The 12,986-nt window shown below is 68.3% G+C and carries 9 protein-coding genes; 6 read left to right on the forward strand and 3 right to left on the reverse strand.

Features of this window, described 5'->3' with window-relative positions; genetic code table 11:
- Positions 1 to 71 precede the first annotated feature (71 nt).
- Complete coding sequence (locus R2733_20205; protein ID MEZ5378835.1) at positions 72 to 434, reverse strand: hypothetical protein; 363 nt, start codon at positions 432 to 434, stop codon at positions 72 to 74.
- Between the two features lie 149 nt (positions 435 to 583).
- Between R2733_20205 and R2733_20210 the strand changes: the two genes are divergently transcribed.
- Together R2733_20210 and R2733_20215 are read left to right on the forward strand one after the other, a co-directional pair.
- The gene (locus R2733_20210) at positions 584 to 1,357 is read left to right on the forward strand and encodes an alpha/beta hydrolase-fold protein (GenBank protein MEZ5378836.1); all 774 of its coding nucleotides are present in this window, start codon (positions 584 to 586) and stop codon (positions 1,355 to 1,357) included.
- A 121-nt stretch (positions 1,358 to 1,478) separates the two neighbouring features.
- A complete protein-coding gene (locus R2733_20215; GenBank protein MEZ5378837.1) occupies positions 1,479 to 2,009 on the forward strand; it encodes a TIGR03086 family metal-binding protein in 531 nt (176 codons plus the stop codon).
- Positions 2,010 to 2,024: 15 nt separating this feature from the next.
- Here R2733_20215 and R2733_20220 read toward each other — a convergent pair whose 3' ends face one another.
- The gene (locus R2733_20220; GenBank protein MEZ5378838.1) at positions 2,025 to 6,032 is read right to left on the reverse strand and encodes a carboxypeptidase regulatory-like domain-containing protein; all 4,008 of its coding nucleotides are present in this window, start codon (positions 6,030 to 6,032) and stop codon (positions 2,025 to 2,027) included.
- Positions 6,033 to 6,251: 219 nt separating this feature from the next.
- Between R2733_20220 and R2733_20225 the strand changes: the two genes are divergently transcribed.
- On the forward strand, positions 6,252 to 7,913 hold the full coding sequence (locus tag R2733_20225) for an AMP-binding protein (protein MEZ5378839.1): 1,662 nt from the start codon (positions 6,252 to 6,254) through the stop codon (positions 7,911 to 7,913).
- Positions 7,914 to 8,033: 120 nt separating this feature from the next.
- Here the strand turns inward: R2733_20225 and R2733_20230 are convergent, their stop codons facing one another.
- Positions 8,034 to 9,086, reverse strand: coding sequence for an LLM class F420-dependent oxidoreductase (locus R2733_20230; GenBank protein MEZ5378840.1), 1,053 nt, complete (start codon positions 9,084 to 9,086; stop codon positions 8,034 to 8,036).
- A gap of 288 nt (positions 9,087 to 9,374) precedes the next feature.
- Here R2733_20230 and R2733_20235 point away from each other — a divergent pair, with 288 nt between their 5' ends.
- The 3 genes from R2733_20235 to R2733_20245 all read left to right on the forward strand — a co-directional run bounded on the left by R2733_20235 (position 9,375) and on the right by R2733_20245 (position 12,969).
- On the forward strand, positions 9,375 to 10,106 hold the full coding sequence (locus R2733_20235) for a tetratricopeptide repeat protein (protein ID MEZ5378841.1): 732 nt from the start codon (positions 9,375 to 9,377) through the stop codon (positions 10,104 to 10,106).
- Positions 10,107 to 10,303: 197 nt separating this feature from the next.
- Positions 10,304 to 11,092 (forward strand): ComEA family DNA-binding protein, encoded by a 789-nt coding sequence (locus R2733_20240; GenBank protein MEZ5378842.1) that lies wholly within the window; start codon positions 10,304 to 10,306, stop codon positions 11,090 to 11,092.
- Entirely contained in the window at positions 11,089 to 12,969 is a 1,881-nt protein-coding gene (locus tag R2733_20245; protein MEZ5378843.1) for a ComEC/Rec2 family competence protein, read from the forward strand. Before R2733_20240 ends, R2733_20245 begins: the two co-directional genes overlap by 4 nt.
- Positions 12,970 to 12,986: the final 17 nt, after the last annotated feature.

Below are 12,986 nucleotides of genomic sequence, written 5' to 3' on the forward strand. Positions count from 1 at the left end.
TGGGACAAAACCGACCATTCGTGGTTGGTTTTGTCCCATTCGGAGCCCGGCGACGAGGGCCGGATCGAGGGTCAGGCGGGCACGCCGTCCGCCATGGCGATGTCCTTGTGGAACCGCTTGTGGATGTGGAGCGGTTCGCCGAGGATCTCGGTCTTGTACCACAGGCCACTGGCGGGCCCGATCTTCAACGATCTCGGCACCTCACGCACGAGCGAGTTGGCCTTCGTGGTCGACCACTTGCCGCTGTCGAACACCAGGATGCGACGGTCGGTGATCACGATGGTGCGGTACTCGTTGAACACGATGAACAACACGGCGCCCATGGCCAGCCACCACCACGGTTTGGTCTGGGCTGGAAAGGCGGTGAGCGCCGTCTCGCCCGGCTGCAGGTGCGGCGCGGCGTTGTTCATGATCTTCTGCCGGATGTCGGCCATTGGTTCCCTCCAAGGTCGGTGCCGCCAACCGCATCGGCGCGGTCGCGGGCAGATCGTAGAACTTGCCGAGTGTCGGCGCTCAGGAACCGTTGACCGGCGGATTGCATCCCGGCTTGCCCGGGCCGACTCGGATCGGTCAGTGTGACGAAATGGCCTGGACCACCACGACCGAAACGACGGTCTGCGACCGCAGCGGGACCGCACACACGATCTCGACCGGGTTGCCGGTGCGGCACGACCGAATGGACGAGATGCCGCTGATCGTGTGCATGGACGCCCCGTGGACGTTCGGCACGGTGCTCGACGCCACGAGGATCATGTCGATGTCGGGTGAGGCACCCGAGGCGATGGTGGTAGGGATCGGGTTCGCCGAGGAGTCGATGGGGGAGTACCTGCGCCAGCGGGCACGGTGGCTCACCCCGACCCCGTTCGAGCCGCCACCCGGTAGCGGGGTGAAGGGCCTCGTGGCCGACGACTGCGGTCGAGCCTCGGTCCTCCACGAGTTCGTGCGCGACCAGGTACTGCCATCGGTCATGGCCGACCATGCGATCAGCGAGCGCTGGTTCGTCGGCCACAGCTTCAGCGGACTGTTCGGGGTGCGGACGATGCTCACCGAGCCGAGCCTGTTCGACAAGTGGTTGCTCGCCAGCCCCTCCATCTGGTGGGACGACCGAGCGATCCTCCAGCTCGAGCAGGCCTACGCCGACGAGCATGATGATCTCGCCGTCGACCTGTTCGTCTCGGGCGGCGAGCACGAGCGCGACAGCGGTTTCAGCATCGTCGACGACGCACTCGGGTTTGTCGACACGCTGAACGGCCGCGGCTACCCGAACCTGCGGGCCACGGCGACGGTGCTTGCCGGCGACGGCCACTCGAACTGCATCGGCAACGCCGTCAGCAAGGGTCTGCGAGCGTTGCTCTAGGCGACCGCTCAGCCCCGTGGCCGATGGCGGAGCCGATGCCGGGCCGGCGTGTGCGCCGGCGGCGACACCACTACGGTCGGGCCGAACGCGCCCGCCGTCTGCGGGCCGACGACAGGAGTGCATGATGAACGGACCAGGTGCAGTGTGGCAGCAGGCCGCCGACAACTTCGATCGCCATCTCCAGGCGGTCACCGACGATCAGTGGAGTGCCCCCACCAACTGTGGTGAGTGGACGGTGAAGGATCTGGTCGACCACACCGTGAACTCGCAAGCTCGGATCGGCGGGGCAATCGGCGCATCGACCGCACCCACCGATGAGTGGTCCGATGTGCGAAGCAAGATCACCGCTGCGTTGGGAGATCCGTCGAACCTCGAGGGCAATCTCGAAGGTGGGCCGTTCAACGGCATGCCGAAGCACCAGCTGCTCGGGATCGCCGTCGGCGACCTCCTGATCCACAGCTGGGATCTGGCGGTCGCCATCGACGGTGACCGCACCCTCCCCGACGAAGCCGTCGAGGCGGTGCACCTCGGACTGCAGCGGATGCCGCCCCAGATGATGCGTTCGTCGGGCATGTTCGGCCCCGAGGTCGAGGTGCCAGCCGACGCCAGCGCGCAGGACAAGCTCCTCGGTTTCGTAGGCCGCCAACCCTGAGTCAGCGCTCGATCATCACCGGCGGTCGACTCGCACCCGGACCGGCTTGGGCTTGCGGCTGGTGAACAGCACCAGCAGCGTGCCGGCCGAGAGCAGTACGAGGCCCGTGTTGAAGACGGTGCGGGACGACCCGGTGAATGCGAGCACCAGCGGAGCGTCGTTCTGCTGGAGGTCCTGCTGCACCGTCCGCCCGGCGACCATCGTGGCGCCGGCGACGAGCGCCGATCCGTCGGACAGGGTGGCGGTGATCGTCACCTTGCCTGCGGGCAGCACCTGACCGGGTGCCGACGAGAAGATGTACTGGCCGACCGCGTTGGTGGTCGTGGTGTACTGCTTGCCGTCGGCGGCGGTGATGGTCACTTTCACGAAGGCGAGCGGCTTGCCGGTCGGGTCGGTGATCGTGCCCGAGATCGTCGAGACGTCGGGGTCGTTCCGGTTCGGGATGCCGTCGCCGTCATCGTCGGCCGATGGATCGCCGAACACCAGCTCCTCGGCGTCGGTGAAGCCGTCGCCATCGGAGTCGAGGTCGCGGTAGTCGGGGGTGCCGTCGCCGTCGGTGTCGACAGGAGTCGCCGAGGTCCCCCGCTCGACCGCATCGGTCACGCCGTCGCCATCGGAGTCGAGGTCGCGGTAGTCGGGGGTGCCGTCGCCGTCGGTATCGACCGGGGTGGCGCCGGTGCCTCGTTCGGTGGCGTCGGTGATGCCGTCGCCGTCGGAGTCGAGGTCGCGGTAGTCGGGGGTGCCGTCGCCGTCGGTGTCGACGGGCGTTGCCGAGCTGCCTCGCTCGGTGGTGTCCGGGATGCCGTCACCGTCGGAGTCGAGATCGAGGTAGTCCGGCGTGCCGTCGCCGTCGGTGTCAACCGGCAGACCGGTGTGCTTCGGGTCCATCTCGTCGGCGTCGCTGATCCCGTCGCCGTCGGAGTCGCCGGTGAGGTCGAGGACGAACATGCCGTCGGCGCTGTCGTTCGACGCATTCGGGTCGATGACCGACTGGTTCGCCAGGTCGACCGGTGCGACGGCGATCGGGCCCGACGACGCCAGGCTGCGCACCATCACGACGGGGATCGCTACGTCGACGGCGTCGCCGGAGAGCATCGGCCCGGCGATCGGGCAGGTCACGGTGCGGTTGGCAACCGAGCAGCCGTTGGGGTTGGCGGCGGCGTCATCGAAGTCGATGCCGATGGGGAGCTCGAACACGACGTCGACCGGGCCGCCATCGGAGGGACCGTGGTTGGTCACGGTCGCGGTGATCGTTCCGGTGTCGCCGGGCTGGAGCGCCGGGAAGGGGTCGACCACGATGCCGAGGTCGGCCTTCGGGGCGCCGGTCTCGATGGTCGAGTTCACATCGACGTTGTTGGTCGGGACCGGGTCGGTGGCGCCGGTTGAGGTGGCGGTGACCGTGCCGTCGTCGAGGCTGGCCGGTCCGGCTGCATCGGCGGGGACCCGGACGGGGATGACGAACTGATCGGTCGCACCGTTGGCCATGGAGCCGACGACACAGGTGACCGTGCCGGTCGGGGCTTCGGTGCAGCCGGCGGGGAGGCCAGTGTCGGTGTCGACCTCCACGCCGGTTGGCAGCACATAGACCACGCTCGTGCCGGGAGACTGCGACGGACCATTGTTGGTGACGTCGATCGTGACGACACCGGTCGAACCGGGGGTGATCGGGGAAACCGGATCGGTGACCACCACGACCAGATCGGCAGTTGCTGCGCCGGTGGCGACGTCGGCCGGGCCGCTCGCACCGTCGGCGTCGTCGGCCGTGGTGGTGGCCGTGACCGTGCCGTTGAGCGTCGACGACGGGGCTGCGGCCTGGTCGACCTTCACGCCGATCACGAAGTCGACCGAGCCCGAGGCGAGGTCACCGGCGTCGCAGGTGATGGTGCCGGTCGGGGTCTCGACACAGCCAGCGGGGAGCGGGCCGTTGGTGGTGACACCGGTCGGGAGGACGTAGACGACCTCGACGTCGGTCGCCGTCGACGGACCCGACTGGTAGGTGACGGTGAGGGTGACGTCGCCGGTGTCGCCGGGGACGATGGTCGGCGCGGAGGCCGAGACCTCGATGTCGGCGACGGCGTCGGTCACCTCGAAGGTGGCGGCCATCGTGTCGTTGGCGCTGTCGTCATCGGTGACGGCTTGGTTCTGGATCGACCCGCTGACGTTCTGGGTGTTGGCGGTGGCCGTGCCGGCAACGTCCAGCGCAACGGTCACCGAACCGGTGCCGGCGGGGGCGAGGGGCCCGCTGACGGTGCAGACGATGTCGCCGGCGGCAACGGCGCACCCGCTCGTGGTCCCGGTCGGGTTCAGCGTTGCGCCGGTCGGGAGCGGATAGTGCACCTCGAAGCTCTGGGCGTCGGACGGGCCGTTGTTCACGTAGTCGACGACCACGGTGGTCGAGTTGCCGGGAGCGACCGTGGGGCTGGTGACGCCGGTGACGGCGAGATCGGCGATCGGTGCCAGGAACTCGAACGTCCCGGCGGCGGCGTTGTTGCCGGCGTTGGCGTCAGGGGTGGCGGTGTCGAAGATCGTCGCCGACGTGGCGGCAGTGCCGGCGGTGGCCGACGGCGAAGTGTCGAGCACGAACGAGACGGTGGGCGAGGCCCCGTCGGCGATCGTGCCGGGAATGGTGCAGCGAACGTCACCGGACACGACGATGCAACCGGGGGATGCGCCGGTGTTCAGGGCGGTGCCCGCCGGAAGCGGATGGGCGATGGTGACATCGCCGGCCTCGCCGATGCCGTTGTTGCGCAATGTCATCGTGATCGTGGCCTGTTCGCCGGGCACGACACTGGCCGACGAGATCGACACGAGCTCGACGTCGGCGTTCTCGAGATAGTCGACGGTCCCGCCGTCGGCGTTCTGGAGGGAGTAGTTCTCGGTGGCAATGGTGCCATCGGTCGAGTCGCTGGTCTCGACGGCGTCGGCCATGCCGTTCACGCCGTAAGGGCCGGGGATCTCGCCGTCGACACTGGTGATGCCGTGGCCCGCCTCGTCGGCGTCGTAGAGACCGTCGCCATCGGAGTCGAGATCGAGGTGAGTGGGGACGCCGTCGTTGTCGAAGTCGGCCAGCCCGCTGGCTCCACCGTTCTCGGTGGCGTCGCTGATGCCGTCGTTGTCGGAATCGAGGTCCTTGTAGGCCGGGGTACCGTCGCCGTCGGTGTCGCCGTCACCCTCGTCGACGTCGGTGATCCCGTCGTTGTCGTCGTCGGGGTCGTCGATGTCGACGATGCCGTCGCCGTCGTAGTCGGACACGCCGAGGCAGGTAGTGGCCTGGGTGAAGACAAGATCGCCGTTGCCGGTATGGGTGTAGCGGGCGCCCGTCGAGCCGCTGTCCAAGTTGTAGGTGATGGTGAACGAGCTCACGCCGGCGAAGTCGAGCTGGACCCACGACTCCTCGGGTGGGGTACCGCTCCACGAGTCGTGGACGAGGTTGCCCGTGACGGTGGCGGGGTCGGACGATGCATCGACGATCACGCCATTGGTGGCGACGGCCTGCATCGACGTGAGGCCCGTCTTGGCCAGCGACAAGCTCTCCCGGTTGCTGCCGTCGATGTCGCCGATCACCCAGGTGGAGAGCACGGGAACGGGAGCGGAGGGATCACCCGAGCGATAGAACTCCCAGGTGATGGTGGCGCTCATGGTCGAGTCGAACCGGCCCAGGAGGAATCGGGCGTCGTCGCTGACGGAGTCCTCGAACTTGATGTCGCCGCCGCTGATGGCGTCGAGGGTGGCCCGGGCGTCGATCGACACGCCATCGACGGTGCCGACGTTGGCATAGGTGGCAGTGGCGCCGACCGTGGTCGTCGTCTGGTTGATCGTCGCTCCGGTCGGGTTGGGGAACGTGATGGGGATGACGCCGGCTGCTCCCACGGCGCCACAGCCGGTGGGGGCCTCGGCCGACACCGGGGCGCTGACCAGCGACAGCCCACCGGTGGCGAGACCGACGCTGGCTGCCACCGCAGCGATGCGGCGTCCGTGCGAGCGGACGGCCGAGAGCGGGCGGAGTGTGCGAGTGCGAGCCATCGGAGGTTCCTTGCGGGCGCGAACGTGGACGCCGCAATATCGGCACAATCACGTCGCAGATTGAGGGTCGCCGCCGGTTGCGTTGGAGATGGGACCGTTCGGCCTATTGCGCGAGTGGCGGCGGTTGGTCCATCGCCGCCGTGGTCGGAGTGACACCAAGCACCACAAAGTTGTTACCGGGCCGTAACCTTCACGGCGGACAGGAGGTCAAACAGTCCCGTGAAGACCATTGTGAGCAGAATCGAGCACGCTGCCAAAGGCAGCGGCCGTATCACCTTCGTCACGGGCGCAGAGCCCGTCTCGCTCAGCTGGGCCGAGCTCCATGAGCAGGCAAAAGGCGCAGCAGCAGCGCTCCAGGCCCGCGGCGTGCAACACGGTGATCATGTCGCGCTGCTCGGTCCCACCACCCAGCAACTGGTCACGTCGCTGCAGGCCGTGTGGCTGTGTGGCGCCACCCTCGTGGTCCTCCCCCTGCCCATGCGGCTCGCCTCGCTCGACGAGTTCGTCACCGCCACCAAGGAACGGATTCACCGGGCCGACTGTGTGGCCGTGATCGTCGATCCCGACCTGGCCCCGTTCGTCGAGGTGGGCCCAGAAGACCCGCCGGTCTACAACATGGCCGACCTCATGCCGGGTGAGGGCCGCCCGACCGCCGATGACTTCATCCGGCCCGACTACGACGAAGACGACCTGTTCGTCCTGCAGTTCACCAGCGGCTCGACCTCGGCGCCCAAGGGCGTGATGCTGCCGAACCATGTGGTGGCCGCCAACCTCGACGCCATTCTCGAAGCAGCCGAGGTCGACGTCGAGGACGACGTCATGGTCTCGTGGCTCCCGCTCTACCACGACATGGGCCTGGTGGGCTTCTGCATCCTGCCGATGTCGGCCGGTATCGACCTCGTGCTCGGTGCGCCGCAGGACTTCCTCGCCTCGCCCGCCCGATGGATGGAGTGGATCTCGGAATACGGCGGCACCGCGACGGCCGGCCCCAACTTCTCCTACGTGCTGGCCACTCGGGCGCTCGAACGGTCGAAGAAGGTGCTCGACCTTTCCCGTCTTCGTATCGCGCTCAACGGCGCCGAACCGGTTGATCCGGCCTCGGTCCAGGCGTTCATCGACGCCGCCGAGCGGCACGGCATGCGACCGGGCGCCGTGTTCCCGGCGTTCGGCATGGCCGAGGTCGCCATTGCCGGCAGCTTCCCCAAGCCGCTGAGCGGGATGGCGCTCGACACCGTCGATGGTGTGGCGCTCGAACTCGAGCATCGTGCCGTTCCCGTGCCGGCGGACCACCCCAACGCTCGGGCGATGGTCAAGCTCGGCCACGCCGTGCCCGGGCTCGAGTTCCGGATCGTCGACCCGGCCACCTCCGTCTCGGTCGGGGAACGCGAGGTCGGTGAGCTGCAGATTCGCGGCACCTCGGTCACGACCGGCTACTACCAGCGGCCCGACGCCAACGCCGAACTGTTCGACGGCGACTGGCTCCGCACCGGCGACCTCGCCTACCAGATCGACGGCGAGATGGTCATGTGCGGCCGAATCAAAGACGTCATCATCGTCGGCGGCCGCAACGTCTACCCGCAAGACATCGAGCGTTCGGTCGGCATGGTCGACGGTGTCCGATCGGGCAACGTCATCGCCTTCAGCGTGCCTGGCCGCAAGGGCAAGGAAGCCGTGGTCGTGGTGGCCGAAACCCGAGCCGACGACACCGACCCGCTGCGCTCACTCATCGGGCACAGCGTGGTCGAAGCGGTCGGTGTGCCGGCCCGCGACGTCGTGTTCGTACGTCCCGGCAGCCTGCCCAAGACCAGCTCGGGCAAGCTGCAGCGCCAGCTCTGCCGTCAACAGTTCATCGACGGCACCCTCGAACTCGTCGGTTCCTGAGACCCGACACGACACACCCCACCGTTCTCGAGACCCAGAGCGACAGATCTGTCGTGTGGCGTCTCGAGAACGGGTGAGGGTGTCGCTCTGGATCTCAGCTTGGGACGGTGATCGGCGGGATCAGGACTTGATGTCGGCGAGGACCTTCGACCAGCGCTCGCGATCGCTGGCGTAGGGGGCGTAGAAGCTGATGCGCTGGATGACATCGCCGTAGCGGGCCTTCAACTCGGGGGCGACGGCCTCGGGCTCGCCGACCACGGCGAACGTGTTGAGGATCTCGTCGTCGATCTTGTCGGCCATCTCGACCCACTGACCCTGCTTCGACATCGTGTTGAGCTCGTCCTGCAGGCCGCCCCAACCGTGGATCTCGAGCACCGGCCGATACGCCGGGGTCGAGCCGTAGAAGGCGATCTGCTGGCGGGTGCCCTGGGCGGCCTTGGCCAGCTGGTCCTCATCGGACCCGGTGACGACGAACGACGGACCGACGATCTGGAAGCTGTCGGGTCCTTCGGCCGGCGAGTCGGCCAGCGACGGCTTGCCCGCCTTGGCCCGCCCCTTGTCGAGGGCGGGGATGGTGACCTCACGCAGGTACTTCTCGGTGGTGAAGCCGTGGCAGATGAAGCCGTCGGCCACCTCGCCCGCCACCTGGGTCATGAGCTCGCCGACACCAGCAAGGAAGATCTTCGGACGACCGTGGGGGTTGGGCCCGGGATCGAAGAACGGGGTCATGAGGGTGTGGGTGTAGAACTCGCCCCGGAAGTCGAGCTTGGTGCTGTTCTCCCAGCTGTCCCAGATGGCGTGCATGGCGAGGATCATCTCCCGCATGCGGGCAGCCGGCTTCGACCACTCCATCGAGAAGCGCTTGGTGATGTGCGGCTTGATCTGCGAGCCGAGGCCGAGGATGAAGCGGCCGCCGGAGAGTTCCTGCAGGTCGTTGGCGGTGTTGGCCAGGGTCATCGGGTTGCGGGCGAACGCAACGGCGATGGAGGTGCCGATCTCGATCTTCTCGGTGTGTTCGGCGGCGATCAGCAGCGGGAGGAACGGGTCGCGCGACGTCTCGGCGGTCCACAGGCCGGAGTAGCCGGCTTCCTCCTGCTCCTTGGCCGACGCGGCGATGCTGGCCATCCCGCTCGTTGCGGCTCCGCCGTACCCGAGTCCTCCGTCGACTTTCATGCTTGCTCCGATCGCATCGATGACGTGGTGACGCCCCTGCGGCACCGTCGGGGGTGAGGTGCTCACCCGTGGCTGCCGACACTAGCGACCGAACGCCCGCCGCTCGAAACGGCACCCCGTTCTGTGCGTCAAACCCACCGGGATCACCCGTTCTGTGCGTCATTCGCGTCGCCTGCGGGAAGTTTGACGCACAGAACGGGGAGGGGCGGGAACTGTGACGCACAGAACGGGGAGGGGCGGTTCGGCGCGCCGTGGTCGACCGAACGAGGCGCAGATACCGTGGATGGGGTGTTGATCGACGTCACTGATGCCAGCTTCGAAACCGACGTACTCCAGCGCTCGATGCAGATCCCGGTCGTGGTCGACCTGTGGGCGCCGTGGTGTGGTCCGTGCAAGACGCTCGGACCGATGATCGAGAAGGTGATCGACGACGCCAACGTCGGCGCCGAGACCCCGCGGGTCGTGCTCGCCAAGATCAACGTCGACGAAAACCCCATGGCGTCGCAGGCGTTCCGAGTGCAGTCGATTCCCGCGGTGTACGCCCTGTCGAACGGCCAGATCGTCGACGGATTCACCGGCGCTCAGCCCGAGCAGGTGATCCGAGAGTTCGTGTCGAAGCTGGTGCCGAGCGGCAAGGCGCTCGAGATCGCCACACTGCTGCAGTCGGGCACCGAGGCCGATCTCCTCCAGGTGCTCGAACTCGAGCCCGGTCACCACGACGCCACCGTCGCCCTGGCCCAGCACTACGTCGACGAGCATCGCTACCAAGAGGCACTCGACGCCCTGGCCAAGATTCCCGAAACCGAGCCTGCTCGTGTCGTCGGCGCCCTCGCTCGGGTCGGTCTGCAGAACGGCTCGCCCGAAAACCTCGAGGTCGAGGCCGAGCTCGAGCAGCTGCTCGATCGGGTGAAGGAAGATGACGAGGCCCGGAGCCGGTTCGTCGATCTGCTCGCCGTGCTCGGCAACGATCACCCCAACACCGCCGCCTGGCGCAAGAAGCTCAGCACCCGACTGTTCTGAGCGCCGCCACCTGCTGGCCCTTTGATCGGCACCAGCTGACACCAGGGCGAGCTGACACCACGCCGTGCCGGGCGAGGACAACCGGCCCGAGCGACGTTACGCTGCCACCCAGCATCCATCGAGCCCCGGGGCTCCGTCGACACTTCCCCTGACGACAGCTGCTGCGACCACGGTCCAGCTCGGCGATGGAACTGGCCATGGACACACCCGGTCCTCACGATCCCGGCGAGTCGACGCCGGCGCGGCTGGTCGACCTGTTCGACGACATCGTCGTGTGGATCGAGCGGCGCCGTCACCTGGTGTCGCGCACCGTTGCGGCGCTGGTGACGATTGCCGTCGTGCTCGCTGGTGGTTGGTGGGCGGTTCGGCCTCGTCTATCGGGGTCGATCGAGGACCAAATCCCGATGGTGACCCTCGAACCGACGGTGGCGGCCGGGGCGAGCGATCCAGTAATGCCATCAACGTCGGCGAGTTCCATGGGTGGGGGCTCGACGGGCGAGGCGAGCGTTGATGAGGACGCCGGCGGTGTACCTGACGCAATGACCGTGCATGTTGCCGGTGCCGTGCGGTCGCCGGGTGTCTACGAGTTCGACGTCGGGGCGCGAGTGGTCGATGCGGTCGACGCCGCCGGTGGCGCCCTCGACGGTGCCGATTTGTCGGCCATGAACCTGGCGGCGCCGCTGGTGGACGGCAGCCAAGTCCGCATCCCGCTCGAGGGCGAGACCCCACCGGCACCTCTCGGTCCGGTCGGTGGGGGAGGAGGGCCAGGGTTGCCGACCCCGGCGGCCGACGCGCCGGTGTCCTTGAACCAGGCGACGGCGGCCGACCTCGAACGCCTACCTGGCGTCGGACCGGCGATCGCCGCAGCGATCATCACGTGGCGGACGAACAACGGGCCGTTCGTCTCCGTCGACCAGTTGCTCGATGTGCCGGGCATCGGCCCGGCCAAGCTCGCCGCCATGGCCGACCAGGTGGTCGTCGGATGAGCGAGCGATGGTTGGCGCTGATGGTGGCCGCCGTCTGGATCGGCGCCGTTCTCGGTCGCGCCGCCTGGTCGGCGCAGTCGACTGCTGCGCCTGCCCCGGTGACGATCGAGCCGGTGCTCTCGATCGCGGTCGGCGTCATGATGCTGATGCTCGCGCTCACGTGGCGGCGTCCCGGGATCGTCGTCGTGGCGGTCGGGCTGCTCGCCTTGGGCCGATCCGGTGTGGCCGAGCAGCGCTATCAGGCGGTGTCGGTCGGTTCGCACAGCGGATGGGTCCGGCTGGTGACCGACCCCGAGCCCGGACGCTTCGGGACCATCGCCGAGGCGGCCCTCGCCGACGGGCGCCGAGTGTCGGTGTCGGCCGGGTTCGATCAGCCCGGGCTGGCCTCGTTGCAGGCAGGCGAGTCGGTGCACGTCACTGGCCGCCTGCGTTCGATCGACCCCACCGAGTGGGCACGCTCGCGACACCTGACCGGGCGGCTGTCGATCGACGAGCTCGGTGCCAGTCGAGATGTTCGCTGGTGGGAGCGTCCAGCACAAGGTCTCCGAGCGGTGGTCAACAGCGGTGCCGACCAGCTGCCGACCCGCTGGCGTGCGCTCTACACCGGGCTCGTGATCGGCGACGACCGGTTCCAGTCGAAGGGACAACAAGCCCGCTTCCGCGCCGTCGGGCTGTCCCACTTGCTCGCTGTGTCAGGGCAGAACGTCGCGTTCGTGCTCGCCGTTGCCGAGCCGTTGGTCAACCGGCGTGGTTGGTGGAGCCGTCGACTCGCCACGGTGCTGGCGCTCGTCGTGTTCGCCATGGCCACCAGGCTCGAGCCATCGGTCCTGCGGGCCACGGGCACGGCGCTGACATCGGTCGTTGCCCTGTCGAGTGGTGCACGCGCCTCCGGGGTGCGAGCGCTGGCCCTTGCTGCCACGGCGCTGGTGCTCATCGACCCGTTCCTCGTCTCCTCGGTCGGGTTCCGACTCTCGCTGGCAGCCTCGGCCGGCATCTTGCTGGTCGGGCCGCTGATCGAGGAACGACTGCCGGGCGCCGGGTCCTCGACCGGCGGATGGTGGCGAACCCCGCTGACCGTCACCCTCGGCGCCCAGGCCGGCGTGACACCACTGCTGGTCTCCTTGTTCGGCCCGGTCGCTCTGGTCTCGATACCCGCCAACCTGTTGGCCGGCTGGGCGGCGGGTCTGGTCATGACCTGGGGCCTCACCGCAGGGGTACTGGCCGGTGTGCTCGGTCGATTGGTCGGCGACGGTCTGGCTGGCGTGCTCCAGTGGCCGGCGGTTGCGGCGATGTGGTGGATCGACACGGTGGCGTCGGTGGCGCTCCGGATGCCCTCGCCGATGATCGGCGGCGGCGCCAGCCTGGTGGCGATGCTCGCCCTGGCCGCCGCATGGTTCGTCGGGCCAGCGCTGCGCCCAGCCCGATGGGCCTGCCTCGCTGCTGGCGGGGTGATGTTGGCGGTGACGGTGCCGCGGCAGCCAACGAGCCCGGTCGACCTCGAGGGTGGCGGTCGATTCTGGCCAGCCGCGAACAAGGGCGGCGCCGGCAGCGCTGCGCAGGTCGACGACGGGTCCATTGTCTCGGTCTTGGTGGTGTCGGCCGGTGCCGACGATCGGCTCGTCGACGCGCTGGTCGAGCGACGACTGCTCAGCATCGACGTCGTCGTGCTCGAGTCGGGCAACCGAACCATGTCATCGTTGACCACCGAACTCACCGACGTTGCGACGGTGGGGTTGGTGTTGGCGCCTCCGCTCCATCGGGTCGTTGGCGGGCGCCGGGTCCAGTCGGCCACCGACCTTCGGGTCGGCGGCGGCGTCCTCGTGATCCGACCGGTCTCGAAGGAGCGGCTCGAGGTGGCAACGGCGGCGCCCCCATAACCAAGAAGTGAACAGTC

This window comes from Acidimicrobiales bacterium (genome assembly GCA_041394265.1).
Lineage (GTDB): Bacteria > Actinomycetota > Acidimicrobiia > Acidimicrobiales > SZUA-35 > JBBQUN01.